Consider the following 25,424-nt stretch of genomic DNA (forward strand, 5'->3'; position numbering starts at 1 on the left):
GCTGCAACATAACCCCTGAACAGACTGAGGGCTTGAAACTGATGGCGCTAAACAGAATTGGACGTCTATGGCTGCTCATAGGGATCGCCGGGATCGGCATCGGCCTTGCGTCGGTCGTGCTGACCGAGTGGTTGCATCTGGACCCTTGCCATCTGTGCATCTTCCAGCGTCTTCTGATGCTGGTGGCCGGCGCCTTAGCGCTCGTCGCAGCGGGGGTCGTCTGGCGTGGCGGGAATCCGCTCGTGCCCGGCGTGCTCGTGATGTTCATCGTCTTGAGCGGAGTGGCGGTCGCCGCTCATCATAGCTGGATTCAGGCGTATCCCTCGGAAACCAATAGCTGCGTCGGCGGCGCGACCGGGCCGATCGAATCCGTCGTCGAATGGCTCGGGCAGCAGATGCCAACACTGTTCCTGGCAACCGGTTTCTGCGAAGACGATGGCCTTCGCCTGTTTGGTCTGACACTGGCCAACCTGTCACTGCTGTTCTTCACGGCGCTGACGAGCGCGGCACTCTGGGCGCTCCTTTGCTCACTTCGTGCGCGTTCGACCGCGCCAACCCGCTAGAGTCACACTCCAAACCCTATCGCTATCCCACTGGAGAACATCCCATGCCGCTGACACGCAGACACTTCAACCAACTCATCTTCGGTTCGTTCGCGCTCGCTGCCCTACCACTGACCGCCCAAGCCGAACTCGTGGAGGGCGAAGACTGGCGCGCGATCACACCACCGCAACCGGGCGATGCGCCTGGAAAGATCGAGGTACTGGAGTTCTTTTCCTATGGCTGCCCGCATTGCAGTTCCCTGAATCCGCTGCTCAAGCAGTGGGAAGCGACACTGCCGGAGGATGTCGTGCTGCGGCGCGTACCCGTCACCTTCGGGCGTCAGGCCTGGTCCAACCTCGCGCGTCTCTTCTATGCGCTGGAAAGCCTCGAAGCGCTGGGTCGACTCGATCAGGCCATCTTCACTGCCCTGCACGAGCAGCGCGCCAAACTCTACACCGAACCGGAGATCCTGGAATGGTTGTCTGACAAGGAGATAGACACCCAGCGATTCAAGGACGCCTTCAACTCGTTCGACGTTCAGACCAAGCTGGGGCGCGCGGACTATCTGGCCGAGCGCTATCAGATCAACGCCGTGCCGACGCTGGTCGTTGCAGGACGTTACGCGGTGCTGGGTCACAAGGCCAAGGGCCTGCCGGATCTACTCGCGATCGCGGACCAATTGATCGACCGGGCGCGCAACGAAGGTGTGGCGAAGGTCTAAAAACAAAGCCCCGGCGTCGATCGCCGGGGCTCGTCTGTTTTGGAGCACATGACCGGACGAGGCCAAGTCATGTGCTTCGAACCAAAGGCGACAACTGCCGTCTAGGGCATGTGGTCGAGACCGATCTTGGATGAATCGCGCGCAACGGCCCCGCCACGTTTCAGCGCCATCGGCACCAGTATGACCAAGGCGCCCGCCAGCAGCAGGATCTCGAATCCATAGACCGCGATGTATCCGACCGCCGGCCCCGTCAGATCCGGCCCGAAAGCCCCGGCTCCAGCCATCCCGGACACGACATCGCGCATACTGCCGCCGATCGCCATGGCGAGACCATTGGCGGTCGCCTGAACCGCACCCCAGGCGCCGAGCGCCAAGCCGCTGTGCAGACCACCATGATCGGTGCTCGCCATATCCATGGCCGCCGTCAAGGTTCCGACCGCCAGGAATCCACCGCCGAATCCGATCAAGGCCGTGCCGGCGCGAAACAGCGTGACCGACTCGGAACTGGCAGCATGGATGATCGCCGAAAAGGCCAGCAACCCACAGAGTACGCCGATCGTCGTGAGTCGATAGGCATTGCCGCCATGGGCCAGCCAATAGCCCGACAGAACGAAGGCCGCCAGGGTTCCGGTCGCCCAGAGCGCGGTCAGTGCGGTCGTCTGTGACACGGTCATTCCCAACACCTGACCGCCATAGGGTTCGAGCAGGATGTCCTGCATGGTAAAGCCGGCCGTACCCAGACCGACGACGATCAGCAGTCGGCTCGCCTGACCGCCGGCGGCGAACTCGCGCCAGGTCTCCAGAAACGGCGGACGCTTGACCGGATTGGCGGCGCGCACCGCATCGACCGCCTCCTGCTTCCAGAGCGCGACGAGGTTCAGCGCGATCGTGGCCACGGCGGCGCCCTGGATGAGCTGGATCAGGAGTTGCTGCGAGAAATGGGTCAGCAGCCGACCGAAGAGCAGCGCGCTGAGCACCATGCCGAGCAGCAGCGTGACATAGAGCAATGCCACGACGCGCGGACGCTTGTCCGGCGGGGCCAGATCGGTGGCCAACGCCAGACCGGCCGTCTGAGTAGTGTGCAGACCCGCGCCGACCATCAGAAACGCCAGCCCCGCGCCCAGCTTGCCCAGGATGTTGAGACTGTTCGAGGCATCGGCCAGCAACAGCAGGGCGAACGGCATGATCGCGAATCCGCCGAACTGCAACATGCTGCCGAACCAGATATAAGGAACGCGACGCAGCCCGAACGCCGAGTGGTGATAGTCCGAGCGGTGCCCGATCAGGGCGCGCAGGGGCGCAAAGATCAGCGGCAGGGCCAGCATGGTCGCCACCAGCCAGGTCGGAACCCCGAGTTCGACGACCATGACGCGGTTGAGCGTACCGGTGAGCAGCACCATGGCGATGGCGACCGAGACCTGGAACAGCGACAGACGCAGCAGGCGCGGCATCGGCAAATCCGGGGTCGCCACGTCCGCGAAGGGCAGCAGTCGGCGCACGAGCTGCCGCCAGGCGAGTAACCGTGGATCGATGGGTTGACTCATGCCAATATCATCTCCGAGCTTGAATGAAACAGCGCGCCACAAGGATGCACGCTCGACGCAGGATCAATGCCGTCGTTGCAAAGCGGCGATGGTACGCTTCCATTGAAGTGATTGGAAGTTTCAGGGGCGACGCCGGTGGGCGTTAGGAGCGGAGGGACGGCGGGAGTCGTTCTTGAAAACCACACGGCGGATGGAATACACCCGAGATTCGGGGATTCCATCCGCCGTGCGACGTACGGCATTGTACGTCTGGTATCGACGTCACTGTCACCGCGAGGCGACGGACATCGATTGGCGTTCGATCACTTCCAGCCGAGGCCGACCGAGAAAACGACCGCGTGGACGGCGATGGCCAGGACCAGCAGGGCGTAGAAGATGGGCATCAGCCAAGTAGCCGGGTTCACGACCAGCCAGATCTTCCAATCGTCTTCAGGATTACGCGGCTTTGCGACGTCGCTCATTGTATGTTCCTCTATGGAGAGAGAGTTAAAACCGGTTTACCACCAAGGATGGGCGGCGATCACGAACAGGTGAGCCAGAGCGGCCAGACCGACGAATGCGGTGTAGGTCACTTTGAACTGCTCGTGGAATTCCTTCGCCTGCTGCTCGGTCAGACCCGACAGGGATTGCTCGGCCATCGTTTGATCTCCCAAAGGGATAAATTGAGTGCCTCTGAATCATCAGAGGACGACGATTCCACCGCGACCCTCGAATCAGCGTCGCGACGAGATGAATTCGGTGCTTACTGAGCCGCCGGAGCCGCTGCTTCGACAGCCGCCGGAGCCGGAGCGTGCCAGCCCTGACCTTCCAGACCGAAAGCCACGACGTGGATCAGGATGGCGGTCAGCGCCACAGCGATCAGCGTCGGGATCAGCCAAGTAGCCGGATTGACGACCAGCCAGAATTTGTAGTCGTTTTCGAGAGGCTTGTAACCCATGAATTCGATAGCCATTTTTCAATACCTCTCAATTACCACCAAGGACGCGCCGCGATGACGAACAGATGTGCCAGAGCGGCCAGACCCACAAACGCGGTGTAGGTGACCTTGAACTGCTCGTGGAATTCTTTCGCCTGCTGCTCGGTCAGACCCGACAGACTCTTCATATCAGCCATTGTTGGCCTCCGTTGATGCTGGATATCGCTACTGACGACACCGATTGGGGCTAAGCAACCCGGACGCCGCTGAACGAAGTCCCGTCTACCCCAGTCGGTTTTGATACCTCAGGATCCCTGCTGGATCCTGGGTGTCATCTTAGCTTGACACGGGCAGATGTCAAGACCTTTAGACACTTATTCTTGATCCTGGTCAATTCTTTTTGATTTTGCGGGATGAGCCTCGCACGCAGCGGTCTTATGGATCAGTAGAACCCAAGCATCAGACAAAAGAAAACCGGATCGAACCCGAGGCTCGATCCGGTTTCTTGGCTCCGGAAGAGACTTCCGGAATCAGCGTGTCACGCGATCAAGCGTGCCAGCCGAGGCCGACTGCGAACACGACCCAATGAACGGCGATGGCGATAGCCAGCACGGTCATCAGGATGGGCATCAGCCAAGTAGCGGGGTTCACGACCAGCCAGATCTTCCAATCGTCTTCAGGGTTCTTCGGCTTTGCGACGTCGCTCATTGTATGTTCCTCTATGGAGAGAGAGTTAAAACCGGTTTACCACCAAGGATGGGCGGCGATCACGAACAGGTGAGCCAGAGCGGCCAGACCGACGAATGCGGTGTAGGTCACTTTGAACTGCTCGTGGAATTCCTTCGCCTGCTGCTCGGTCAGACCCGACAGGGATTGCTCGGCCATCGTTTGATCTCCCAAAGGGATAAATTGAGTGCCTCTGAATCATCAGAGGACGACGATTCCACCGCGACCCTCGAATCAGCGTCGCGACGAGATGAATTCGGTGCTTACTGAGCCGCCGGAGCCGCTGCTTCGACAGCCGCCGGAGCCGGAGCGTGCCAGCCCTGACCTTCCAGACCGAAAGCCACGACGTGGATCAGGATGGCGGTCAGCGCCACAGCGATCAGCGTCGGAATCAGCCAAGTAGCCGGATTGACGACCAGCCAGAATTTGTAGTCGTTTTCGAGAGGCTTGTAACCCATGAATTCGATAGCCATTTTTCAATACCTCTCAATTACCACCAAGGACGCGCCGCGATGACGAACAGATGTGCCAGAGCGGCCAGACCCACAAACGCGGTGTAGGTGACCTTGAACTGCTCGTGGAATTCTTTCGCCTGCTGCTCGGTCAGACCCGACAGACTCTTCATATCAGCCATTGTTGGCCTCCATACTCTGGATATGTGATGTCGCCATTCGCACCCGCTGCGGATCACGAGTTAGCTGACCGCCGGATGCACACCATGTCCAACTTCTCGGACTCGGAATCTTTAGGACCCTTCGAGATCCTGGGTGTCATCTTAGCTTGACACGGGCAGATGTCAAGTCTGTTTTACAGATGAAATTACCGGTCGACCAAAGAACCCGTTCAACAGGGTTAAGATGCCCATACCGAATCACCCGAGAACCTTTTTGAGCTGGCTGATGACGACCGCCATGAGCGCGATGCCGGCGGTCGCGATGAAGGCGACCTTGCCCATGTAGAAGATCATCGAGATGACCGGGCTGAGGTTGGGCAGTCCCACGGGTTCGGACTCGTCCTCGGCGGCGGACGGCCCGGGACCGGAAGCCGCCTCAGGCGCAGCCGTCGCCCCGGTTGCGGTTCGCGCCTTGGCCGGCTCCAGACGATAGGGGGCGGTGTCGGAGACCCGGAAGAACAGGGCCTGCTGTGCATCGCCCTCTTTGCACATGACGACGAACTCGGTATCGACCGCCAGTTGTTCGAGTGTCGCGAATTCCGATGCAAAGGACTCTGCACCGTCGGCTTCGCCTTCATGCTCCCAGGTGGTGGCCTTTTCGGGCCAGGTTCTTTTAGCCGCAAACTTCACGTGCAATTCCTCTCTATGTAAGATTCGGATCAACGTAATGAGCCTTGGCGCATCGTCGCGGCGGCGGCCTGGAGACGAGGCCATGGGTGTGGAAGCGCTGAAGCGGTGTTTTGCCCACAAGATTCAGGGGATTGTATTGCTCGCTGCCGGGCTTGTCACTGTATCGCGCGCGGAGCGACGGTGCCGACCGGTATCCATCTTTCTTGCAAGCTGAACCTCCAACATCGTTCCCATGCGCCTGTCGATCCACTCCAAGGTCTTTCTGACACTGCTGCTCGCCTGTGTGGTGGTGCTGGCGGGATCGCACGCCTTCGTGCAATGGTCGTTTCAGCGCGGGCTGGTCGAGTTCGCCGACGCGCGCGAACAGGAGCGCATCGCGCGCGTCATCGAACGGCTAGTCGACATCCATCAGCGCGAAGGCTCGTGGCGGGCGCTGATCGAGGATCGGCGCCTGTGGTTCTATGCGCTGCACGGGCGGCACGACCCCTGGAGCGAGCCGCGCCCCGAGCGCCCTGAGCGTGGTCCCTCCTGGATGCCTGCACTTTCGAGCCACCCTGGGCGACCGGCTCTGGATCATCGCCCTGGCCATGCTCTGGAATTCGAGGATGCGCTACGCGAACCCATCCTGATCCAGGCCGATGCACAGCGGCTCTCGCAGCTCTTTCGCAATCTGCTGGGCAACAGCCGTAAATACACGGATCCGGGCGGCGGGCTGTCCATTCGGCTATGGCGCGACACCGGACGGGTCGTCATCGATTTCCAGGACAGCGCGCCCGGCGTTCCGGTTGAAGACCTGCCGCGACTCTTCGAACGGCTCTATCGGGTCGAGGGGTCGCGCAGTCGGCAGACGGGCGGGGCCGGACTTGGGCCGGCCATCGCGCGCAATGTGGTCGAGGCCCATGGCGGAACCATCACGACACAGGCCGCGCCTCAGGGCGGGCTGTGGGGACGAACTGCGCGTGCGCGCGGGCGACGGCGAGATCGAACTGACCGCCGTCGAGTTCGCCCTGCTCGAAACCCTGCATGGCGCGCCGGGGCGCATCTTCTCGCGTGACCGGCTGATGGACCGCATCTATCGCGACCATCGGGTCGTCTCGGATCGCACCATCGACAGCCATGTCAAGAAGCTCAGGCGCAAGCTCGCCGAACTCGTGCCCGATCAGGAATTGATCCATTCGGTCTATGGCGTCGGCTATCGCTACGAAACGCCCGCCGAGAGCGATTAGGAATCGAGCGCCGTGCGGTCGAGGATGTGACGCGCCCAGGTGCTGTGCGTGGCCAGTTCGCACATGGAGCCGCCGAACTTGAAGACCGCCTGCTCCGGCTCTTCCAGGATGCGCCGCGCGGCCTCCAGATCGGTCGGCGAGACGCGGAAGCTCGCCTCGATCAGCGGCAGTTGGCTCGGGTGGATGGCCGTCTTGCCGCAGAGACCGTGGGCGATGTCGTCGCTCAGTTCCTCGCGCAGCACCTCGGGATGGTCGATGTGCTCGAACACAGGCGCGGTGAGCTGGAAGCCGTGCGGTTTGAACAGCGTCACCAGTTGGGCGATGGTGTGTCCGACCGGGGTGTGGTAGATGGTCCGGTCGCGCGGACGGCGGATGCCGAGCAGGGACAGCAGATCGTTGCCGCCGATGCGCAGTGCCAGGATGCGCTCGTGATAGCCGCGTTCGAGCAGATGATCACGCAGGGCGATCATGCGCGCCGGCTCGAAGACGTCGCGCGTCTCCAGCGTCGGCATGTACAGGTGCCCGGAGTCGCCGCATTGCTCCAGATAGCGATCGGCGTTGCTCAGGTCGAACTTGGGCAGCACGAAGCCGTCGAGCTTCTCGATCCCCGGAAGTGCCAGCAGCCAGCCGAGCAGTTCGGGGTTGCGCACCCGCACGAAGCGCAGTAGTGAGGGACGCGGTTCCATCTGTTGCAGACAGTCGCGCAGATTGGCCAGCCCGGATTCGAGCGCGCTCGGTGCGACCGCGTCCTCGGTGCAGAAGATGACCGAGCGTAGTTCGGGCCACTTGAACCCGTTGGCGATGTTCAGCAGATCGCGATGGGTCACGGGCACATAGAGCGATCCGCCGAGACGATAGGCGTCAAGCATCGATCACCCCCTTGATGAGCGAAACGGCGTGATAAGGCAGTGTCGGATCGACCTGCCGGTGTACATTTTTTTCATGCGCCAGCTCCAGGAGATGCGCGACCTCCGGGGCCTCAGGGTCGCGGATGATGACGCGCTCGGGCACGCGACGCAACAGCACGCGCGTGGCCTCGCCGATACCCGGTTTGATGAAGTTCTCGTCGTGAATCCCGAATGCGGCACGGATGTCCGCGAGCAGTGCCATCGAGCGTGCGCGCGCCACGCTCGGGTCGACCGGCTGGGCGTTTGGTCGATAGCCCTCGGCGAGCAGGTCGCGTGCGTCACTGAGCAGTTCCTCGATGAACCACACCGAGCGATCGGCCGGGGCGAAGTCTTGATAGTAGACGCAGCCGTGGAAGTCGTCCGGCCCGATGCACTCGTTAAGGATGGAACGGCTGACGAGTCCCGACATGGTCGCGTTCAGGATGCTCGACGGGATCAGATAGTCGGCGTCCGAGGGTGCGATGCCGACGCCCGCCAGATCGGTGAGCGCATAGAGGTCGGCGTCCAGGCTTACCCCCTGATCGCGCTCGAAGTCGTCGAGTGCACGGCGCAATTCGCGCGCGATCACGCCCTTGCCGGTCCAGCCGTCGACGAACACCAGTCCCGCCGGATCGCGCCCGGCCCGGTCGAGGATGAAGCGCAGCGCATTGCGATCGATCCCCCGGTCGCGGATGATCGAGATCGAATAGTGCGCGGGATCGCGTCCGAAGACCTCGTGCAGCACATGCTTGAGCGCCACGCCGACCGGCGTCCCGGCCCGCGCCAGCGAAACCAGGGTGATCTCGCCCGGACGCCGTGCCGCGATGATCGCCGCCAGATCGAGCACGCCCTGGGCCATCGGCCTCAGACCCATGGCCAGCGCGCGCTGGAAGACCTCCAGATAGCGCGCCGAGGGCAGCGACTCGCGACTGAGCATTTCGCTGTAGTGCCGCCGTCCGCTCTGGATGAGGCGCTCCTTCTCGGCCACGTCGATGGGGTCGATCTCGATCGGCTTGAGAAGGAACTGCACGTCACCCGGACGATAGCTTCCCGAGAAGGGCGCAGGGCCAAGTCGTTCGTTCATGGTATGAAAAATCAGTGATGTGAACGCTGGTCGAGCATGAGCCGCCGGTCCGTCCGGCGGTGGCGTGGTGTCTGTCCGAGCGCTGGACTCAGACCAGAACGCGGGACAGGGTGGCCTCGAACAACTGCGAGCCGCGCGGTGTGATGGCGTAATCGCATTCGGCCATGAAGGCCCCATCGATCAGACTGTCGCCGATGCCGATGGTCAGCAGTTCGCCCCAGTCGCGTCCCAGGTGCGCGATCAGGTGCCGCACGGCCCATTCCTTGCCGAGCCAGCGCGGGAGGATGGCGAGATTGTTGTCGTTGCGATGCAGTCGATAGGCTCCGGCCTGCTCGTCTACCCAGGGGACGACCAACTCGTCTTGCAGCCGGTCGAGATCGGCGGCGCGTTCGTCGCGATACTTGGCGACCAGATAGAAGTGCACGCCGAAATCGGTGATGAACCGCGCATGGATCGCCAGACGCTCATGGGCGACGAAGGTCAGGATCCGATCCAGCAGAGCGTTGAGTTCGTCGAGCGAGTCACGCGAATGCGCCTCCATGCGCGCCATCCAGTCGTCATCGGGCCGGCCATCGGGATTCAGGATGATCCCGCCATAGTCGATGATGCGCCAGCTCTGGAACGGCAGATCCACCCGGCGCAGTGAATCCTGATCCCGCGCCGTGGTGGGAATGAGCGTCGACCGGTCGTCCAGCAGTTGCCACAGTGAGCGCTGGCGTGCCGTCATGAACGAATGGGCGCGACCATCGGCCAGATAGGCGGTCGGGTGCAGCTCCCCGTCGCTCGGACACTTGCGCCGACTCTGGAACAGGGTGTCGTCCAGATCCAGGAAGACCAGTCGGTGCACGCTCAGAGATCGAAGTCGGCCGGGTTCAGACCCAGCTCCATGGCCAGCTTGCGGGCGACGCGCTTCTCGTTGTCGTCGAAGTTGCCGTCCGCGCCGCCGATGGCGATGGCCAGACGCACGATCAGACGCGCACCCTCGTCGTTGCCCTTCATCTTGCGGATGGCCTCATAGGCCTTGGCCTCGCCGAGATCCTTGTCGAACTCGATCTGGGTCATGGTGTTCTGGAACGACTCGATGATCTCCTTGCTGGAGAACACCGACAGCGCCTCATAGTTCTCGATGAAGCGCATCATCTTCTGCTTCTCGTCGGAGGAGACGTGGCCGTCGGCCATCGAGATGAGCACCGAGCCGCTGACGGCGGCATTCAGGAAGTCCTTGTTCTTGAACTTCATCACCTCGTTCTTGAGGTCGGAGGCTTTCTGCTTGAGGTTGTTCAAAAAGTCCTGGAAGGCCATGGTGTGTCACCTGTGAGGTTGATTGAGAAAGGATCTGAGACGGTATCTGTGCATAATCCTGTCCGTTGAGCGCGCAGATTTCAAGCGCAAAACCTTCCCGGACACCGGATCGCGGTTGGCCTGCCCTGTGCCGATCCTCGCTGGATTCGCGCTGAGGGCCGTATGGTATATCCCATCGCCCCGAGGATCGCGTCTATCTTGCGCCCCGGCACTGGAACCACCGCTTTCGCCAACATCATTGAGACAGCGTTTTGGCCGATTCATACGAGAGTTATTCCAAGGACGAACTGATCCGCCTGCTGCGCGAACGTGACCGCCGTCGGGCGTTCGGGCTGGTGTGGGAGCGCGACCGGATCGAGCACGATCGCTCGGTCAACGGCGATTTCGTCGGGCTGGAGCTGGACGCGGCGCTCTCGCAGGGTGAGCCGCCCTTCGACAACCTCATCATCGAGGGCGACAACTTCGACGCCCTGCGCGCGCTGCGGATGAGCCATGCCGGGCGGGTGAAGTGCATCTACATCGATCCGCCCTACAACACCGGCAATCGCGATTTCATCTACAACGACCGCTTCGTCGACCGCGACGACAGCTACCGTCACAGCCAGTGGCTGGAGTTCATGTACCGGCGGCTGGAACTGGCGCGCGAGCTGCTGGCCGAGGACGGCTCGATCTGGGTGTCGATCGACGACAATGAAGTGTTCCATCTGGCGCTGCTGATGGATCAGGTATTCGGCGAGCGCAATCGGGTGGCGACCTGCATTTGGCAGAAGGCTTACGCGCCCAAGAACAGCGCCCTGCACTTCTCGGACGATCACGAATATGTGCTGGTCTACGCGCTCGATCGCGATGTCTGGCGCCCGAATCCGATGCCGCGCACGGCGGCGCAGGACAAGAGCTACAAGAATCCGGACGACGATCCGCGCGGACTCTGGAAATCCTCCGATCTCTCAGCACGCAACCCCTACAGTCTCGGCACCTATCCGATCACCTGTCCGTCCGGGCGTGTGATTCCAGGTCCGCCAGAGGGTCGATACTGGGTCGTGTCGGAACAGAAGTTCCGTGAGCTGGACGCCGACAACCGCATCTGGTGGGGCAAGAACGGCAACAATGTGCCCGCGTTCAAACGCTTTCTGACCGAGGTCAAGCAAGGCGTGGTGCCCCAGACCCTGTGGAAATACGAGGAGGTCGGGCACACCCAGGACGCGAAGAAGGAACTGCTGGACGTGCTGCAATTCGCGGACTCGGCGGCGGTCTTCTCCACGCCCAAGCCCGTGCGGCTGATGGAGCGTATCCTGCGCATCGCCACCAATCCCGGTGATCTGGTGCTGGACTTCTTCGCCGGCTCCGGAACCACCGCCCAAGCCCTGCTCAAGCTCAACGCCGAAGACGGCGGGGCGCGACGCTTCATCCTGGTCTCCAACACCGAAGCGACCGCCGACCAACCCGACAAGAATCTGTGCCGCGACGTCTGCGCCGAACGGGTGCGCCGGGTCATGACCGGCTACACCAACCGCAAGGGCGAACCCGTGCCGGGACTGGGCGGACGCTTCGCCTATCTGCGCGCCCGCCGCCTGCCCGCCGAGACGGTGTTCCGCGACATCCGGCACGATCAGGTGTGGCTGGCGCTGCAACTGATCCACGGCGACCGCCTCACCCCCTTCGACCCGGCGACCGAGATCCAGCGGCTCGATCTCGGCACGACCCGCCTGCTCTATGTCACCGCCATCAACGACACCACACCAGTCGCCGTGCAGGCCGCCCTCGACGGCGCAGCTCAGGTCATCATCCATGCCTGGCAGTCCGCACTGCTGAGGCAACATCTCAACGACCCGCGTCTGATCTTCGAGCCGATCCCCGCCGCCCTGATCAATCGCTTCAGCACGGAGATGAACCGATGAGTCGCCTTGTCCCCAGAGACTATCAGGACAGCGCAGTCAAACGGACGCTGGACATCTTCCGCTATGCCGAAAGCCAGATCCGACAGGCCCCGGACGAAGCCGGCCGACGGCTCGCCAGCGCCTACAACGGCTGCGTACTGCTGGACGCCCCGACCGGCTCGGGCAAGACCCTGATGGCAGGTTTGATCGCCGAAGCCTTCAGCCGCGCCGACCACGACGACAACGCCCGCATCCTCTGGTTCTGGTTCACACCCTTCAAGGGACTGGTCGAACAGGCCCGGCTGGCGCTCAAACGCGATTTCAGCGGTCTGCGAGTGCGCGATCTCCAGATCGACCGCTTCGCCCCAACTGCCAAGCGCGGCGACGTGTTCGTGACGACTTGGGCGGCGGTGGCCGCCGACAGCGCCGAGACGCGCCGCGTGCGCCGCAACAGTGAACAGGCGCCGGCGCTCGATGATTTCATCGCCCAACTGCGCCAGGATGGATTTCGACTCGGTGCCGTGATCGACGAGGCGCATCACACCTTCTTCAAGACCGGCAGCGAGGCAGTCCGCTTTTATCGCAAGATACTGCGCCCCGATTTCACCCTGATGGTGACGGCGACCCCGAACGATCGCGACGTGGAGCGATTCAGGCAGGCCGGCGACATCCAGAACGTGCATCGCCACACCGTCAGCCGCCGCTCGGCGGTCGAAGCCGGACTGATCAAGTCCGGCGTCAAGGCCGTGGCCTTCCTCGCCGAACCCGGGCTGGAAGCGATCGTCGATTTCGCTCAGACCGCGTTGCGCGAAGCCTGGGCCATGCACCAGCGCATCAAGCAGGCGCTGCACGAGGCCGGCATCGACCTGACGCCGCTGATGCTGGTGCAGGTCGGCAATCACGACCAGGCCGTCAAGGAGGCACGCGCGCGACTGGTGGAATTAGGCGTGCCCGAGGAATGCATCGCCAGCTACACCGCCAAGGAGCCGGACAACGATCTGCTGACGGTGGCGCTCGATGAACGCTACGAAGTGCTGATCTTCAAGGTCGCCGTGGCGCTCGGGTTCGACGCCCCGCGTGCCTTCGTGCTGGCCTCACTGCGCGGCGCCAAGGATACCGACTTCGGGATTCAAGTCGTCGGGCGTCTGCTGCGGGTGCATCGCCTGCTGCAACCCGGCACCCTCGAACGCACGCTGCCGCCCGGCCTCACTCAAGGCTATGTATTCCTGGCCGACGCCGAGAATCAGACCGGACTGGTCAGCGCCGGTGAGCGGATCAACGCGATTCGCGATGAGTTGGCTGGGATCTGCGAGACGGTCCAGGTGTTTCGTGTCGGCGATCAGACGCAGCTTCAGGTGACTGAGCACGGTCAGGGAAGCCTGTTTCCAGAGCCGGAGCCGAGTGATGATCGCAGCGCCGAAACCACGCCAAATGAGAACGACACAACGGCTTCGATCACATCGATGGCAGGTGCGGAACAATCGGGGACAGCCTCCCTGATCGATGACCTGTTTGGCGGAGACGCTTTGCCCGCAAAGCAGACGAGAACGCGGTACATCGTGAAATCAACGCCCGACTTGGAGCGCCATGCGTTCCGTCCCGAAGCGGTGCGACGGCTGAAGACCGAGCGGATGCCCCTCTGCACCGACGAGTTGTTGCAATGCATCGCAGCGCGGATTGACTTCAATGGCGATGTCATCAATGCCGGTCTGCGCGAACACATCGCCCTGACGCGCAAGACGCTGGAGATCTTCGACCCCGATCAGGCAACGAGCGAACAGGCACGCTCTAGCCTTGATGCGCGGGTACTGGCCGACAGGGCACAACGAACATTATTGCTTTTCGAACATCTAAACGCGCGCGACCTTCATGCAGCACTCATCGGGCGTTTGCATACCGAGTTCCGACACCGTGGCTTCGACGATGACCCAGACACGCTGGAACGAGCGCTGAATCTGATCCTAGCGAGCCATCCCAAGCTCCTGAGTCAGGCCGAACGCGCGTGCGCTAGCCAGTTCAAAAAAGTCGAGGATACGGGCGACTGGCCGGATGCGCTCGAAGCCGCACCGGATGCCGAACGCTCGGCGCGCCATGTCTATGGCGTCCTGCCCGCCGGCCTGAACCGCTTGGAACGCGCCTTCGTCAAGCTCCTGGACGAAGATCCGACCGGAACGGTCGAATACTGGTATCGCAACGAGCCGCACAAACCCTGGTCGGTCGCCGTCGTGCTGCCCAGCGGTCGGCAGTTCTTTCCCGACTTCGTGCTGAAGGTGAAGGGACGCCAGCGTGGCGAGGGCTTTCTGCTGGTCGAGACCAAGGGCGATTACATTCTCAACAGCCGTGAGACCATCGAAAAGCTCAACGCCGCCCACAGGGTCTATGGTCCGGCACTGTTCCTCAAGCCGGACGACCAGGGTCGCCTGATGACGGTGCGCTACATCGAACGCACCGACCGCTGCGAGGAGGATCAGGTGTTTCGGGTGGAAAATCTAGCGGGATATTGAATCCGTTCAAAACTTCTCAGATGTCGCACCGCCTCCTGTCCACAATCGCCCAAAATCAAACGTAATCATGCAGTTCGACAGTTCGAATTGGCAGGACTCCGTGCGAAAGTCGCCGACTTTACGATACTCGTCCTCGACCAGCCGATAGACCTTGGCCCGCGCCGCCGCTGGATCGACGAGCACATACCAGCGCACACCTTCATCGCGATAGAGCTGGAACTTGGTGTGCTCATCACGTCGCGCCGTGGCCGGTGACAGGATTTCAAAGATCAGATCGGGCGCACGGGTCAGACGCTCGCCGACAGGCTCAAAGCAGATGACCAGCACATCAGGACGCACAACCGTATCGCGTGAAAACTCGACATCGATCTCGTAGAGCGCCTCGCAGTGTGGGCAGTCATCAAGCGCCTCGGCAAGCCGGCGCAGGATGCGCGCCCCGAGACGCTGATGCTCGATAGCGGGTGAGGGTGACATCGCGAGCGGAATGCCGCCGATCAGCTCCCAATCGCCCTCCCAGTGGCGATAGTCCTCGACGCTGTAGTATTCAATCGCGGATTGTGCATGCATCGCGGCAAAACCTCGCTCTACGGCCTGTCTGCGAAATGTCAATCCTTGCTGCCCCGGACCCACTCCAGCCCCCAATGATGGGCTTGATCCATGTCCAGATGACCGCGATGGTAGTCGACCAGCTTGGTGATCTTGACCGCGCCGCCCTGGTTCTCCAGCAGCGCGACGGCGCACATGGGCCGGTCGTTGCGGTGTGAGTCGAGTCGCACCTCGATCTCGGGCTGGCCCGGCGTCTTGAGCGTGATGAGCGCCTCGGCCTCGGCCCAGTTGGGCGCGCCCTCGTAGATGAAGGCATAGACCAGGACGCGCTTGATCTCGTCCCAGTGTTGACCGTTGATGCGCAGATTCTCGCCCTCGGCGCTGGCGCCGGTGCGATCGTCGGCATCCAGGGCGATATAGGGCGGACCATAGTAGTTGCCGAAGGTGTTGCCCAGGGCCTGCACCGCGCTCTTGTCGCCATTGACCAGCTCATAGAGACAGCCGACGTCGAGATCCGTGCGGTTGGACCCCATGAGTCCGCTCAGGAACCCCTTCTTGGCCCCGGAGACCGAACGCCATCTGAGATTGATCAGGATCTCGCCATGCGCGGCGTTGGACTGCTTCTGCAGCGAGACCGAGTTGCCGCGCTTCTCCAGCGTGATCTTGCTGAGATTGACCGGCGACGGCTGGGGCTTGGGCGGTTCGGGCGGCGGCGGCGAGGCCTGGCTCTCCACCGCCACGGTGCCGCCGAAGTGCGCGACCAGCGCCGCCAGTCCGCCGTTGAAGCCCTGCCCGAGCGCACAGGTACGCCAGACGCCGTCCTTGCGATAGATCTCCAGCAGCATGAGCGCCCGCTCCTCGGCGAAATCCGCGCCGCTGAACTCGAAGCGTCCGGTCTCGTTCGCGCCGTCCATGAAGCGCACATGCCCGCGACCGATCCGCGACATGGTGCCCGCGCCGTCGATCGCCGCCGTGACGGTCAGACGCTCGATACTCGCCGGCAGTCGCCCGAGATCGACCGCAAACCCGGCCTTGTCGCCCGAAGGCACCGACAGCGCCACCCCGCCGCAGGGCGAGGTCGGCTGGTTGAAGAAGATCATGTAGCGCTCGTCGGCGAGCCGGCCCCCGGCATCCAGCCCGAAGCAGGCGAAATCGAGGATCAGGCCGGGCGCGTCGATCGACACGCCCAGCGTGAAGCGCTGACCGTTCGGCACCAGATCGGCGATCTTGGCACGCTGTCCGCGCGTGAGGTTCATCAGACGTTGACTCCGTGCTGCAGCGCTAGGGCGCGCAGACCGCCGGAGTAGCCCTGACCGACGGCACGGAACTTCCAGTCGCCGCCGTGGCGATAGATCTCGCCGAAGATCATGGCCGTCTCGGTCGAATAATCTTCGGACAGATCGAAACGCACGATTTCCTGATTGTTGTCGCGGTTGACGATGCGCACGAAGGCGTTGCTGACCTGACCGAAGTTCTGGCGGCGCGCCTCGGCGTCGTGGATGGTGACGACCACCACCAGACGCTGGATCTCGGCCGGCACCTTGGACAGCGTGACCAGCACCTGCTCGTCGTCACCCTCGCCCGAGCCGGTGAGATTGTCCCCGGTGTGCTCGATCGCGCCCTCGGGCGACTTGGGCTGGTTGTAGAAGATGAAATAGGCATCTCCCGGCACCTTGCCGTCTTCCTTGACCATGAACAGGCTGGCATCCAGGTCGAAGGCCTGCCCGTCGGTGGCGCGGGCGTCCCAACCCAGGCCCACGAGCACGTTCTCCAGATTGGGCGCTTCCTTGCTCAGGTTGACGTTGCCGCCCTTGTTCAGACTGATGGCCATGGCTTTGCTCCTTTCAGAGTGGTCAGTGGTCGGATCGCGTCCTATTCGGTAGACGCAACGCGATAGGACCGATGATGCGGCCCCAAGTTTTGCAACAGGTCGTCGAGTCCCGCGCGCGGCGTTTCGTGACAGACGATGATCCGCGCATAGTCCTCGGGGTCGACATTGTAGAGATAGTTGGGGATTCCTTCGTCGTAATTATCCGCGAAGACGCGCCGAGACCCAACATCGGCGCCGAGCAGGATCGGCGAGCGGCTGGTGGCCTGGACGGCGACCCGGAAACCCAGCGCTTCCAGCCCCAGCCCGACCCGGAAGGCGACATGCATGAATTCGCCCGTGCCCAGCACCAGGATCGGATCGCCCGGATTCAGCCCCTCGGCGAGTCGATCGAGATCCTCGGGCGGGATTCGGATCGGGCGCTCGATACCGAACCGTCCCAGATCCTCGGCGAGCTGGTGGGGTGCGCATCGATTGTCGCCGACGGCGGGCGGCGGTTCGTCGGTGGACCAGGACGCGGCCGGCTCGAAGGCGAACTCGCCATGCAGTGCGGCCACGCACTCGACCGGCAGCCCCAGACGCGCTGAGAAACGCGCCGCACTATCGGCGCCGCCGAACTGGGTGATGGCGACGAAGTGGACGCGCTCGATGTCGGGATTGAGGCGTCGATAGGATTCGACCAGATTGCACAGGGTATTGCCGGTGCTGATCTCGTCGTCGATCAGCACCAGCTCGCGCGCCGACTCGAAGCGCGCCCGGTGCTCGGGCCGGATCGGGGCATAGAGCAACTGATCGGGCGCGTGACAATGCGCCTCCTGGAAGTCGAGCGCCCTGCGTCCGTCGATCCGATAGCGGGTCGAGTGGATGAAGAGCGCCTCGGTCTCGGGTCGCTGTTCGAGCCGCGACTCGAATACGCCCTGCCCCAGCCCGGTCGCGGTCTCGGCCATGGCAACGAACAGACAGGGACCGGCGCCCAGGTCGAGCCGGCCGGCCAGGTGGGTGTGAATCTCGCGCATCCGTGTCGGCGTGACCGGCCAGTGCTTGCCGAGCACCTTGCTCAGGAACAGAAAGCCGCGCTTGCGATTGTGACGCGCGGCGAATCCGCACAGTTCGTCGAGCGTGAAGGCCGATTCACGCACCCGCACGCGCAGTAGGCCCGTGTCCAGCCTGACCGTGCGCTCGGCCGGATCCGTCACATCCGGCTTGGTCACGCGGCGCCCCCGTGGCGTTCGTACTGTGCAACTTCCAGGACCGTCATTTCCGGAGCCGGCCGGGGAGCGTCCTGATAGTCCTGCTCGGTGAACCCCCGGATCAGACCACGGAGCGCCAGATAGGGCAGATTGAGTCCGGTCACGCCCGTGTAGCCGATACCGCCGGCAAAACGCGGATTGACCTCCAGCAGACGCAGGCCATGGCGTCCCTCGCGAAACTGGACGTTGAAGAGTCCGCTCAGGCCGAAGCGCTCGGTCAGTTCGGACACCGCCCGGGTCAACTCAGGCCGGGCGACGATCCGCTGACCATAGGCGCCGCCCGCCGCCTTGCAGCGTTGGGTCAGGGCGATCAGGCGCCGGCCGTCGCCGACGGCATCCAGGCTGTATTCATCACCCGCCAGATACTCCATCAGCAGCCAGGTCGCATCCGGCGGGTTGCGCGCGAGTAACTGACGCAGACAGCCGCGCCGAAGGCTGTAGAGTCCGTCACGCGCCAGACCCTCCAGTCCGCCGTGCCCTTCCCGGATGACGCGAAAGCCGTCACCGTTCACGCCCTTGGCGGGCTTGATGCACAGCACCTCATGGGTGAAGCGCAGTCGCTCATAGGCCGACTCGAACTCAGTCGCTGTGCGAAAGGGGAGGGTCTCGGGCGTGGGGATGTGGAACCGGCTCGCTTCGACGGCAAAGCTGGCCTTATCGTGCAGACGTTCGAGCACATCGGGCGCGGCCACCGACAGCAGCCGCACACCGATAGCGGCGAAACGTTCGTGCTGCTCGGCCAGCAAACGCGCCTCCTTGCCCGGCCAGAGCGCATCGATCCGTCGCTCGCGGCAGAACTCCAGACAGAAGTCGACATAGTCCGCGCCGCTCAGACCGGCCGGCTCCAGGGCGTGCTCGTGCGCCGGCACGAAGCCCGGAAAGCTCGGCTCGGGATGGGTGCAGATCAGATGCAACTCGCCCGCCGCGTCGCCCCGACGGATGAGGTCGAGGACGGCGCGGACGTTCGAGAAGGTACGGTTGAACCAGACGCGGGTCATATATGATCCGGCGACGACCTCAGAGATGCGCCTTGATCTGCGGCAGGAGCTGCTCGAAGGTGCGGCCCTGACCGACCTCGCCGATGGCGTGCATCTTCCACTCGTTGTTGTGACGATAGACCTTGGCCATGATCATGGCCGAGTGACCGCCCCGGCAGCTCAGATCATAGCGGGCGATCTCGCTGTTGTTGGCGCCGTTGAGGATGCGGCAGTAGGCGTTGGCCACCTTCGAGAAGTCCTGACCAGTGTAGTTGTTGACGGTGAACACCAGGCTCTTGACGTTGGCCGGAACCGCCGCGAGATCGACCTTGATCTGCTCGTCGTCGCCCGCGCCCTCGCCGGTGCGGTTGTCGCCGGTGTGATGGATGCTGCCGTCGCGGCTGTCGAGCTGACGGAACCAGACCGTGTCGACCAGTTGGCCCGAATCGTCGAACAGCAGACAGGAGGCATCCAGATCGATGCTCTCCCCCCCGCCGCCGCCGAAGAGTCCACCCAGGAAACCGCCCTTGCCGGACTGCGCGGCATCCCAGCCCAAGCCCATGACGATCCGGGTCAGGCCGCCGCCGGCCTCCTTGTCGAGCGAGATCTTTTGACCTTTCTGAAGACTGATGCCCATCGAATGACTCCTCGTTATGAATCGCTCTTCATCGAGCCGTTGGGAAAGACGCGACCGAAACCGACCGCCCGATCGAGTGTCGATCGCGAGCGTGGTTCGAGTGGTTCAATGCGACTGCTGAGGCCGGAAGATGGTCTTGTTGCGTGAACAGATGACGACCTTGCCCTGACCGCGAAACCGGATCACCAACCCCTCGCCCGAGGTCGCGGAGTTGACGATCGAGCCGAAGAAACCGCCGCCCGTGCGCGGCATCCCGACCTCGTAGACCAGACTCGACGACCAGGCCACCGCATGATTGTTGTCGATGACGATGTCGCGTCCATGGGTGACATCCAGGGTGAAGATCGAGCCGAAGCCCGACACGGCCAGCTTGCCCTGTCCCACCGCTTCCATGATCACGAAACCGCCGGTGCCGCCGAAGAATCCGCCGCCGACCGTGTTGAGTCGCGGATTGATCTGCACGCTGGACTCGGCGGCCAGAAAGCTGCTGTCCGAGAGCGTGAAGGGCGACTCGGGCGTGACGTCCAGGATCGCGACGCCGCCCGGCATGGCCGGCGAGAGCAGACAGTCGCCGTCGCCGCTCACGGCCTCGATCTCCTGCTGGAAGAAGGATTCGTCATTGGCCAGACGCCGCAGCAGCGCGCGTCCGAAGCCGCCGTGCATCCGGCCCTTGACCTGGAGGGGCTCTTCCATCATGACCATGGCGTCGGACTCGCAGAAGATCCGCTCGCCCTTGCGCAGATTGACATGCAGAAAGGGATCGACATCCCCGGTGACAGTGAAGGTCGGCATAGCAATCACCTCCCGGTAGAGAATAACGCCGGCCTCCAAAGACCCGATCCGCCATCCCTGGAGGCCGGCGACATCGATATCAGATGTTGACGCCGTGATCCTTGGCCAGCGCGCCCAGTCCGCCGGCGAAGCCCTGGCCGACGGCCTTGAACTTCCATTCCTCGCCGTTGCGGTAGATCTCGCCGAAGATCATGGCCGTCTCAGTCGAGTAGTCCTCGGAGAGGTCGTAGCGGGCCAGTTCGGTGCTGCTGTCTTTGTTGAGCACGCGCATGAAGGCGTTGCGCACCATGCCGAAGTTCTGCTTGCGGCTCTCGGCCTCGTGGATGGTGACGGCGAAGACGATGCGCTTCACGCCCGCCTCGACGCCCGGCAGGTTGATCGAAACGCTTTCGTCGTCACCCTCGCCTTCGCCCGTGAGGTTGTCGCCGGTATGGATCACGGCGCCGTCGGGCGAGGTCTTCTGGTTGTAGAAGACGAAATGGGCATCCGACAGCACCTTGCCGTCGTCACCGACCAGGAACACGCTCGCGTCCAGATCGAAGGCCGCGCCGTCGGTGGAGCGTGCGTCCCAGCCCAGTCCGACCCGGACATTGGTCAGGCCCGGATCTGTCTTGGTCAGGCTGACGTTACCGCCTTTTTGCAAACTGATGGCCATTGGAGATTCCCTGTGGTGTGTTGATGGAATTGAGATCGCTGTGGAACGCGATTCGAGCTAGTGTAGTCGAGTCGTCCCGTGCGCGGTATAGGCTTAATGTTTCTTCATCCTGTCCAAGTGATCGATCGCCTTATTTTCGATGAGCCCGCTTCTAGACGTCCTTGGCCCCGCGGCCCGCTGTCCGGCCATCAAGAGTGCGCTGGCGCGGCTGGCACGACAGAACGACACCGAACGCGGCATCGTCTCCACGCCGCCCGAGGTCGTGAATACCCTCCTGGATCTGGCCGGCTATACGCCCGACCGGCCGCTGACAAATCCGGCGGCCCGCTGCGCGCGAAGGTTGCGCTGGAGTTCACGCTGACGCACTTCATCGACCTCGAAGGTCTCGATGCCCTGGCGTCGAACGGCCTCGCCGAGGCGGCGCTCACGTTCATCGAGCGCCCGTCGGTCGAGTTCCGGGCCGGCACGTCCGGTACGACGCGCCTCGCCAAGCCGGGCGTCTTGAGTCTGGTCGAGCAACTGCCGTATCTGGTGACGGCCCTGGGGGCCGAATTGCTCGACGAGACGCTGGTCGCCGAGGTTCGGCTCGGCGGCGCGCGACGCGATGCACCCTGGCTGCTCGACGGTGGGGAGCATCTGGATGTGATCCGTCGGCTCGAACAGCGCTATCCGACGCTGGAAGAGGTCGGCTGCAAGGTGAGTCATGGGGTGGCCACCGGTTGTGATCGCGTCTTCATCGACGATTATCCGAGCCTGCCGGTCGAGCCTTCGTGCAAGCTGCCGCTGGTCATGGCGCGGGATCTGGCGGACGGTGAGATCCGGTGGCATGGTCAGGGGGTGATCAATCCGTTCCGACCGGATGGTCGGCTGATCGAATCTGGATGAGCATCCGCGACTGGCGGACTATCTCGAACGGCATCGGGCGGCGATCGCGGGGCGGCATATCGCCCGGCGCAACCCGGCGGCCTGGTATCGCACTATCGACCGCATCGACCCGAGTCTGGTCGGTCAGCCGAAGCTGCTCCTGGCCGACATCCGGGGCGAGACGCTGGTGGCGTTCGATGAAGGGCATTTCTACCCGCATCACAGCCTGTGCTCTGTCACCACGTCCGAGGTAGAGGGATCGCATCACGGCGCGCGGGTGACGTTCACTGCCGAGTAGGCAGCTCAAAAATCGACCCCGGTCCAGCAGATCGGTACCTTGAAGTTCACTGCCGCATAGGCAGATCCTCAAAGATTTCATCGAAACCCAGCGTCAGATCCAAAGAGGCGAAGTAACAGCTTTCCTGTAGCTTGCAATCATGCAACAGCCAGTCATCGGCATCTGCACGCCGATAGATTTCGAGACGCCGAGCATCGATGTCGACAAGCGCATATTCACGCAAAGTAGAAATCGTGCGATAGGCGGCTGACTTGGCGCCGCGATCAAAGCCCTCCGTAGTCGACGAAAGCACCTCGATGATCAATGTCGGGTGTTCAATGAAATACGGAGCCACATGATCGCGCGCATCACAGGAGACAACGACGTCCGGATAGAAGAAGGCGTCTGCTTCGGTCACGCGCAGCTTCATATCAGAGGCATAGGCACGGCATGGTCCGCCGCGCAGACGCTGTTTGATCGCGGCATAGAGGTTCCCCGTGACGAGCACATGCTCCTGGCGCGCACCGACCATGGCGAAAACCTCACCGCCTAGATATTCGTGCTTGTCACCCTGCTCAAGCTCCCAGGCCAGATAGGCGTCTGCGTCGAAACCCAACTGCTCAGCCAAAGCCGTCATGACTTGATCCTCAATAGCCAACTGTCGCTTTCAAACGATCGACGTCGTTGCACCCTGGACAGGCTCATCCGGCGGACTGTACCAGTTCAGCTTATCGCGTAACTTGACGACCTCACCGACGATCAGGAGTGTAGGCGGCGACGGCGGATCGGCTTCGACGAGTTCGCGAATCGTCGCCAGCGTCCCCGTGTAAACGCGTTGCAGATGTGTCGTGCCCTGCTGGACAAGGGCGATGGGCATCTCGGAGGGGACGCCGTGCGCCATCAGCCGTTCGACGATGACCGGCAGTCCCACCAGTCCCATGTAGAAGACGATGGTCTGATGCGGTTGGGCGAGCGCCGGCCAATTGAGATCGATCGAGCCGTCTTTCAAATGACCAGTAACGAAAGTAACAGACTGCGCATAATCACGATGCGTCAGCGGAATACCGGCATAAGCGGCACAGCCCGAGGCTGCCGTAATACCAGGAATAACCTGGAAGGGCACGCCTTCGGCGGCCAGCGTATCGATTTCCTCACCGCCACGACCGAAAATAAAGGGATCGCCACCCTTCAGCCGAAGAACCCGATGCCCGTCCTTAGCCAAGTCGGCGAGCAGGCGGTTGATCTCTTCTTGGCGCATGGCGTGATGATTGCGCTCTTTTCCAACATAGATACGCCGCGCATCACGTCGCGTCATATTGAGAATGGGTGCAGCGACCAGCCGGTCATAAACGACGACGTCGGCCTGCTGCATCAAACGCAGCGCACGGAAGCTGATGAGATCGGGATCACCGGGACCGGCACCGACGAGGTAGACCTCGCCCATGTCACGCTCAAGTGCGTCTGGGGCAAGCTCGCTCTCGATCACGGCTTCGGCCTCCTCGAACTGGCCGGCCAGGATGCGCTCGGCAACAGCTCCTTGCAGCACTCGATCCCAGAAGCGGCGTCGATCTCGTTGTTCGCTGAACCGTGCTTTAACACGCTCACGATAACGCCCGCTCAGTTCTGCCAGCCGCCCATATCCGGCTGGAATCAAAGCTTCGAGCCGTGTGCGCAACATGCGCGCAAGCACAGGTGATGTTTTGCCGCTCGACACCGCAATCGTCACCGGCGAGCGGTCGACGATCGAGGGCAACACAAAGGTACAGGCATCCGGGTCGTCGACCACGTTGACCGGGATGTCGGCCTCATTGGCGAGTTGCGCGATCCGGCGATTGACTGCACGGTCGTCGGTCGCGGCGATGACGAGCCGCCGACCGGCGATATCTTCAGGCACGAAGCAGCGCGCCTCGTGCCGCAACGCGCCGGATTCGACCTTGCGCGCCAGCGCGTCGCACAGATCAGGCGACACGACAGTCACGTCTGTCCCCGCGCGCAGCAGATTGGAGACCTTGCGCGCCGCCGTAGCGCCGCCACCGACCACGAGACAGGGACGGCCTTGCATATCAAGAAAGATGGGCAGTAGATCCATGGTTCTCTCAGGTCCGGGGCCGTGAGGCTCCATTGAGTTGGTCTTTAAAAATCCTTAATATACTTAAATACCTTGTTTTAGGGTAGGACGATAGTGTGGTCAACGAGATCGATTCCGAGTCTCTGAGCCGGCGGCTCACGGATACCGAAGATGTGTTGCTGGTGGACATCCGCACCCCGGCTGAGATCGCCCAGGGCATGATCCCCGACGCCCTGCTGTTGCCGATGCACCTGATCCCGATCCGGATCAGCGAGATCCCCAAGGATCGCGACGTGGTCATCTACTGCCGCAGCGGCGCACGCTCCTACCAGGCCTGCGCCTACCTGATGCAGCAGGGCTACAACCGCGTCCTCAACCTGCGCGGCGGCATCATCGCCTGGGCGCGTCACGGCCTGCCGATCGTCGCCCCCGAGGACTGACCCAAGCACCCGCCCGCCGATCCGGCGGCTCCCTTGTTTTTTACGCTGGATTCGCCTATAACCGCGAATCCTTGTTTTTACTGAAATACTGAAACTTAAGTATTGACGGAGGCTCCCGATGGCTGATTTCGATCAAGAACTCGACGCAAGCGGTCTGAACTGCCCGCTGCCGATCCTGCGCGCCAAGAAGACCCTGAACGCCATGTCCAGCGGCCAGGTACTGCATGTCATCGCCACCGACCCCGGCTCGGTCAAGGACTTCGACGCCTTCGCCAAGCAGACCGGCAACGAGCTGATGGAATCCAAGGAAGAAGGCGGCAAGTTCCACTTCCTGATCAAGAAGTCCTGATCGATCCGCACGGCGCGAACCTGAAGCCCGCATCAGGTTCGAACGCCCGACCCGCACGACAGACGCTATCCCTAAAGACAACATGATCCGCGACCCTGCTCAGGCGCC

Annotated in this window: 33 protein-coding genes and 1 pseudogene; 10 read left to right on the forward strand and 24 right to left on the reverse strand. The window is 62.7% G+C overall.

Features of this window, described 5'->3' with window-relative positions:
• The first annotated feature begins 41 nt into the window (after positions 1-41).
• Together Atep_RS13050 and Atep_RS13055 are read left to right on the forward strand one after the other, a co-directional pair.
• The gene (locus Atep_RS13050; protein WP_213381685.1) at positions 42-563 is read left to right on the forward strand and encodes a disulfide bond formation protein B; all 522 of its coding nucleotides are present in this window, start codon (positions 42-44) and stop codon (positions 561-563) included.
• Between the two features lie 44 nt (positions 564-607).
• Entirely contained in the window at positions 608-1,264 is a 657-nt protein-coding gene (locus tag Atep_RS13055) for a thiol:disulfide interchange protein DsbA/DsbL (RefSeq protein ID WP_213378911.1), read from the forward strand.
• A gap of 101 nt (positions 1,265-1,365) precedes the next feature.
• Here the strand turns inward: Atep_RS13055 and Atep_RS13060 are convergent, their stop codons facing one another.
• The 10 genes from Atep_RS13060 to Atep_RS13105 all read right to left on the reverse strand — a co-directional run bounded on the left by Atep_RS13060 (position 1,366) and on the right by Atep_RS13105 (position 5,753).
• Positions 1,366-2,808 (reverse strand): BCD family MFS transporter, encoded by a 1,443-nt coding sequence (locus tag Atep_RS13060; protein WP_213378912.1) that lies wholly within the window; start codon positions 2,806-2,808, stop codon positions 1,366-1,368.
• 302 nt (positions 2,809-3,110) lie between these two features.
• Positions 3,111-3,269, reverse strand: coding sequence for a light-harvesting antenna LH1, alpha subunit (gene pufA, locus Atep_RS13065; protein ID WP_213378913.1), 159 nt, complete (start codon positions 3,267-3,269; stop codon positions 3,111-3,113).
• A 36-nt stretch (positions 3,270-3,305) separates the two neighbouring features.
• On the reverse strand, positions 3,306-3,446 hold the full coding sequence (pufB, locus tag Atep_RS13070; protein WP_213378914.1) for a light-harvesting antenna LH1, beta subunit: 141 nt from the start codon (positions 3,444-3,446) through the stop codon (positions 3,306-3,308).
• Positions 3,447-3,550: 104 nt separating this feature from the next.
• Positions 3,551-3,760, reverse strand: coding sequence for a light-harvesting antenna LH1, alpha subunit (pufA, locus tag Atep_RS13075; protein WP_213378915.1), 210 nt, complete (start codon positions 3,758-3,760; stop codon positions 3,551-3,553).
• Positions 3,761-3,777: 17 nt separating this feature from the next.
• The gene (gene pufB / locus Atep_RS13080; RefSeq protein WP_213378916.1) at positions 3,778-3,921 is read right to left on the reverse strand and encodes a light-harvesting antenna LH1, beta subunit; all 144 of its coding nucleotides are present in this window, start codon (positions 3,919-3,921) and stop codon (positions 3,778-3,780) included.
• 349 nt (positions 3,922-4,270) lie between these two features.
• A complete protein-coding gene (gene pufA, locus Atep_RS13085) occupies positions 4,271-4,432 on the reverse strand; it encodes a light-harvesting antenna LH1, alpha subunit (protein ID WP_213378917.1) in 162 nt (53 codons plus the stop codon).
• A 36-nt stretch (positions 4,433-4,468) separates the two neighbouring features.
• Complete coding sequence (gene pufB / locus Atep_RS13090; protein WP_213378914.1) at positions 4,469-4,609, reverse strand: light-harvesting antenna LH1, beta subunit; 141 nt, start codon at positions 4,607-4,609, stop codon at positions 4,469-4,471.
• Positions 4,610-4,713: 104 nt separating this feature from the next.
• Entirely contained in the window at positions 4,714-4,923 is a 210-nt protein-coding gene (pufA, locus tag Atep_RS13095) for a light-harvesting antenna LH1, alpha subunit (protein ID WP_213378915.1), read from the reverse strand.
• A gap of 17 nt (positions 4,924-4,940) precedes the next feature.
• Complete coding sequence (gene pufB / locus Atep_RS13100) at positions 4,941-5,084, reverse strand: light-harvesting antenna LH1, beta subunit (protein WP_213378916.1); 144 nt, start codon at positions 5,082-5,084, stop codon at positions 4,941-4,943.
• Positions 5,085-5,321: 237 nt separating this feature from the next.
• Complete coding sequence (locus Atep_RS13105; protein WP_213378918.1) at positions 5,322-5,753, reverse strand: hypothetical protein; 432 nt, start codon at positions 5,751-5,753, stop codon at positions 5,322-5,324.
• A gap of 232 nt (positions 5,754-5,985) precedes the next feature.
• Here Atep_RS13105 and Atep_RS13110 point away from each other — a divergent pair, with 232 nt between their 5' ends.
• Positions 5,986-6,807 carry an ATP-binding protein gene (locus tag Atep_RS13110; protein ID WP_213378919.1) on the forward strand — a complete coding sequence of 274 codons (822 nt, stop codon included), beginning with the start codon at positions 5,986-5,988 and terminating at the stop codon, positions 6,805-6,807.
• Positions 6,707-6,979 (forward strand): annotated as a pseudogene (locus tag Atep_RS13115) (winged helix-turn-helix domain-containing protein); the annotation flags it as partial. The gene Atep_RS13110 and the pseudogene Atep_RS13115, both read left to right, overlap by 101 nt.
• Here the strand turns inward: Atep_RS13115 and Atep_RS13120 are convergent.
• The 4 genes from Atep_RS13120 to Atep_RS13135 form a co-directional block, all read right to left on the reverse strand.
• Positions 6,976-7,848, reverse strand: a complete 873-nt coding sequence (locus Atep_RS13120) for an HpcH/HpaI aldolase/citrate lyase family protein (protein ID WP_213378920.1) — start codon at positions 7,846-7,848, stop codon at positions 6,976-6,978. The pseudogene Atep_RS13115 and the gene Atep_RS13120 overlap by 4 nt on opposite strands.
• Positions 7,841-8,950 (reverse strand): cysteine protease StiP family protein, encoded by a 1,110-nt coding sequence (locus Atep_RS13125; RefSeq protein WP_213378921.1) that lies wholly within the window; start codon positions 8,948-8,950, stop codon positions 7,841-7,843. The genes Atep_RS13120 and Atep_RS13125 overlap by 8 nt, the downstream gene beginning before the upstream one ends.
• Before the next feature lie 88 nt (positions 8,951-9,038).
• A complete protein-coding gene (locus Atep_RS13130) occupies positions 9,039-9,797 on the reverse strand; it encodes an HAD family hydrolase (RefSeq protein ID WP_213378922.1) in 759 nt (252 codons plus the stop codon).
• 2 nt (positions 9,798-9,799) lie between these two features.
• Positions 9,800-10,252 (reverse strand): tellurite resistance TerB family protein, encoded by a 453-nt coding sequence (locus tag Atep_RS13135; protein ID WP_213378923.1) that lies wholly within the window; start codon positions 10,250-10,252, stop codon positions 9,800-9,802.
• A gap of 251 nt (positions 10,253-10,503) precedes the next feature.
• Between Atep_RS13135 and Atep_RS13140 the strand changes: the two genes are divergently transcribed.
• Together Atep_RS13140 and Atep_RS13145 are read left to right on the forward strand one after the other, a co-directional pair.
• Complete coding sequence (locus Atep_RS13140) at positions 10,504-12,150, forward strand: site-specific DNA-methyltransferase (protein WP_213378924.1); 1,647 nt, start codon at positions 10,504-10,506, stop codon at positions 12,148-12,150.
• Positions 12,147-14,633, forward strand: a complete 2,487-nt coding sequence (locus Atep_RS13145) for a DEAD/DEAH box helicase (protein ID WP_213378925.1) — start codon at positions 12,147-12,149, stop codon at positions 14,631-14,633. Before Atep_RS13140 ends, Atep_RS13145 begins: the two co-directional genes overlap by 4 nt.
• A 6-nt stretch (positions 14,634-14,639) precedes the next feature.
• On the opposite strand, the gene Atep_RS13150 is transcribed toward Atep_RS13145, so the two are convergent.
• The 8 genes from Atep_RS13150 to Atep_RS13185 all read right to left on the reverse strand — a co-directional run bounded on the left by Atep_RS13150 (position 14,640) and on the right by Atep_RS13185 (position 21,318).
• On the reverse strand, positions 14,640-15,200 hold the full coding sequence (locus Atep_RS13150) for a Uma2 family endonuclease (RefSeq protein WP_213378926.1): 561 nt from the start codon (positions 15,198-15,200) through the stop codon (positions 14,640-14,642).
• A 38-nt stretch (positions 15,201-15,238) separates the two neighbouring features.
• Positions 15,239-16,435, reverse strand: coding sequence for a TerD family protein (locus Atep_RS13155; RefSeq protein ID WP_213378927.1), 1,197 nt, complete (start codon positions 16,433-16,435; stop codon positions 15,239-15,241).
• Positions 16,435-17,010, reverse strand: coding sequence for a TerD family protein (locus Atep_RS13160; protein WP_213378928.1), 576 nt, complete (start codon positions 17,008-17,010; stop codon positions 16,435-16,437). The genes Atep_RS13155 and Atep_RS13160 overlap by 1 nt, the downstream gene beginning before the upstream one ends.
• A gap of 41 nt (positions 17,011-17,051) precedes the next feature.
• The gene (locus Atep_RS13165; protein ID WP_213378929.1) at positions 17,052-18,218 is read right to left on the reverse strand and encodes a phosphoribosyltransferase domain-containing protein; all 1,167 of its coding nucleotides are present in this window, start codon (positions 18,216-18,218) and stop codon (positions 17,052-17,054) included.
• On the reverse strand, positions 18,215-19,255 hold the full coding sequence (locus Atep_RS13170) for an ATP-grasp domain-containing protein (RefSeq protein ID WP_213378930.1): 1,041 nt from the start codon (positions 19,253-19,255) through the stop codon (positions 18,215-18,217). The genes Atep_RS13165 and Atep_RS13170 overlap by 4 nt, the downstream gene beginning before the upstream one ends.
• Positions 19,256-19,274: 19 nt before the next feature.
• Positions 19,275-19,871 carry a TerD family protein gene (locus Atep_RS13175; protein ID WP_213378931.1) on the reverse strand — a complete coding sequence of 199 codons (597 nt, stop codon included), beginning with the start codon at positions 19,869-19,871 and terminating at the stop codon, positions 19,275-19,277.
• A gap of 105 nt (positions 19,872-19,976) precedes the next feature.
• Complete coding sequence (locus Atep_RS13180; RefSeq protein ID WP_213378932.1) at positions 19,977-20,663, reverse strand: TIGR00266 family protein; 687 nt, start codon at positions 20,661-20,663, stop codon at positions 19,977-19,979.
• A gap of 79 nt (positions 20,664-20,742) precedes the next feature.
• Positions 20,743-21,318 carry a TerD family protein gene (locus Atep_RS13185; protein WP_213378933.1) on the reverse strand — a complete coding sequence of 192 codons (576 nt, stop codon included), beginning with the start codon at positions 21,316-21,318 and terminating at the stop codon, positions 20,743-20,745.
• A gap of 139 nt (positions 21,319-21,457) precedes the next feature.
• On the opposite strand from Atep_RS13185, the gene Atep_RS13190 reads away from it, so the two are divergent.
• Both Atep_RS13190 and Atep_RS13195 read left to right on the forward strand, forming a co-directional pair.
• Positions 21,458-21,679 (forward strand): hypothetical protein, encoded by a 222-nt coding sequence (locus Atep_RS13190; protein WP_213378934.1) that lies wholly within the window; start codon positions 21,458-21,460, stop codon positions 21,677-21,679.
• A gap of 140 nt (positions 21,680-21,819) precedes the next feature.
• Positions 21,820-22,203, forward strand: a complete 384-nt coding sequence (locus Atep_RS13195) for a hypothetical protein (RefSeq protein WP_213378935.1) — start codon at positions 21,820-21,822, stop codon at positions 22,201-22,203.
• 323 nt (positions 22,204-22,526) lie between these two features.
• Here Atep_RS13195 and Atep_RS13200 read toward each other — a convergent pair whose 3' ends face one another.
• On the reverse strand, positions 22,527-23,096 hold the full coding sequence (locus tag Atep_RS13200) for a Uma2 family endonuclease (protein WP_213378936.1): 570 nt from the start codon (positions 23,094-23,096) through the stop codon (positions 22,527-22,529).
• Between the two features lie 30 nt (positions 23,097-23,126).
• On the reverse strand, positions 23,127-24,548 hold the full coding sequence (cysG, locus tag Atep_RS13205) for a siroheme synthase CysG (protein ID WP_213378937.1): 1,422 nt from the start codon (positions 24,546-24,548) through the stop codon (positions 23,127-23,129).
• A 95-nt stretch (positions 24,549-24,643) separates the two neighbouring features.
• Here cysG and Atep_RS13210 point away from each other — a divergent pair, with 95 nt between their 5' ends.
• Together Atep_RS13210 and Atep_RS13215 are read left to right on the forward strand one after the other, a co-directional pair.
• Positions 24,644-24,967, forward strand: coding sequence for a rhd_2599 family sulfurtransferase (locus Atep_RS13210; protein ID WP_213378938.1), 324 nt, complete (start codon positions 24,644-24,646; stop codon positions 24,965-24,967).
• A gap of 118 nt (positions 24,968-25,085) precedes the next feature.
• Entirely contained in the window at positions 25,086-25,316 is a 231-nt protein-coding gene (locus tag Atep_RS13215; RefSeq protein WP_012971778.1) for a sulfurtransferase TusA family protein, read from the forward strand.
• Positions 25,317-25,424: the final 108 nt, after the last annotated feature.

Source organism: Allochromatium tepidum, assembly GCF_018409545.1.
In the GTDB taxonomy this organism is placed as follows: domain Bacteria; phylum Pseudomonadota; class Gammaproteobacteria; order Chromatiales; family Chromatiaceae; genus Thermochromatium; species Thermochromatium tepidum_A.

Coding starts and splice junctions, on each gene's coding strand:
- Atep_RS13050 (WP_213381685.1), top strand. CDS start 42: ATGGCGCTAAACAGAATTGGACGTCTATGGCTGCTCATAGGGATCGCC.
- Atep_RS13055 (WP_213378911.1), top strand. CDS start 608: ATGCCGCTGACACGCAGACACTTCAACCAACTCATCTTCGGTTCGTTC.
- Atep_RS13060 (WP_213378912.1), bottom strand. CDS start 2,808: ATGAGTCAACCCATCGATCCACGGTTACTCGCCTGGCGGCAGCTCGTG.
- pufA (WP_213378913.1), bottom strand. CDS start 3,269: ATGAGCGACGTCGCAAAGCCGCGTAATCCTGAAGACGATTGGAAGATC.
- pufB (WP_213378914.1), bottom strand. CDS start 3,446: ATGGCCGAGCAATCCCTGTCGGGTCTGACCGAGCAGCAGGCGAAGGAA.
- pufA (WP_213378915.1), bottom strand. CDS start 3,760: ATGGCTATCGAATTCATGGGTTACAAGCCTCTCGAAAACGACTACAAA.
- pufB (WP_213378916.1), bottom strand. CDS start 3,921: ATGGCTGATATGAAGAGTCTGTCGGGTCTGACCGAGCAGCAGGCGAAA.
- pufA (WP_213378917.1), bottom strand. CDS start 4,432: ATGAGCGACGTCGCAAAGCCGAAGAACCCTGAAGACGATTGGAAGATC.
- pufB (WP_213378914.1), bottom strand. CDS start 4,609: ATGGCCGAGCAATCCCTGTCGGGTCTGACCGAGCAGCAGGCGAAGGAA.
- pufA (WP_213378915.1), bottom strand. CDS start 4,923: ATGGCTATCGAATTCATGGGTTACAAGCCTCTCGAAAACGACTACAAA.
- pufB (WP_213378916.1), bottom strand. CDS start 5,084: ATGGCTGATATGAAGAGTCTGTCGGGTCTGACCGAGCAGCAGGCGAAA.
- Atep_RS13110 (WP_213378919.1), top strand. CDS start 5,986: ATGCGCCTGTCGATCCACTCCAAGGTCTTTCTGACACTGCTGCTCGCC.
- Atep_RS13120 (WP_213378920.1), bottom strand. CDS start 7,848: ATGCTTGACGCCTATCGTCTCGGCGGATCGCTCTATGTGCCCGTGACC.
- Atep_RS13125 (WP_213378921.1), bottom strand. CDS start 8,950: ATGAACGAACGACTTGGCCCTGCGCCCTTCTCGGGAAGCTATCGTCCG.
- Atep_RS13135 (WP_213378923.1), bottom strand. CDS start 10,252: ATGGCCTTCCAGGACTTTTTGAACAACCTCAAGCAGAAAGCCTCCGAC.
- Atep_RS13145 (WP_213378925.1), top strand. CDS start 12,147: ATGAGTCGCCTTGTCCCCAGAGACTATCAGGACAGCGCAGTCAAACGG.
- Atep_RS13150 (WP_213378926.1), bottom strand. CDS start 15,200: ATGCATGCACAATCCGCGATTGAATACTACAGCGTCGAGGACTATCGC.
- Atep_RS13155 (WP_213378927.1), bottom strand. CDS start 16,435: ATGAACCTCACGCGCGGACAGCGTGCCAAGATCGCCGATCTGGTGCCG.
- Atep_RS13160 (WP_213378928.1), bottom strand. CDS start 17,010: ATGGCCATCAGTCTGAACAAGGGCGGCAACGTCAACCTGAGCAAGGAA.
- Atep_RS13170 (WP_213378930.1), bottom strand. CDS start 19,255: ATGACCCGCGTCTGGTTCAACCGTACCTTCTCGAACGTCCGCGCCGTC.
- Atep_RS13175 (WP_213378931.1), bottom strand. CDS start 19,871: ATGGGCATCAGTCTTCAGAAAGGTCAAAAGATCTCGCTCGACAAGGAG.
- Atep_RS13180 (WP_213378932.1), bottom strand. CDS start 20,663: ATGCCGACCTTCACTGTCACCGGGGATGTCGATCCCTTTCTGCATGTC.
- Atep_RS13185 (WP_213378933.1), bottom strand. CDS start 21,318: ATGGCCATCAGTTTGCAAAAAGGCGGTAACGTCAGCCTGACCAAGACA.
- Atep_RS13190 (WP_213378934.1), top strand. CDS start 21,458: ATGAGCCCGCTTCTAGACGTCCTTGGCCCCGCGGCCCGCTGTCCGGCC.
- Atep_RS13200 (WP_213378936.1), bottom strand. CDS start 23,096: ATGACGGCTTTGGCTGAGCAGTTGGGTTTCGACGCAGACGCCTATCTG.
- cysG (WP_213378937.1), bottom strand. CDS start 24,548: ATGGATCTACTGCCCATCTTTCTTGATATGCAAGGCCGTCCCTGTCTC.
- Atep_RS13215 (WP_012971778.1), top strand. CDS start 25,086: ATGGCTGATTTCGATCAAGAACTCGACGCAAGCGGTCTGAACTGCCCG.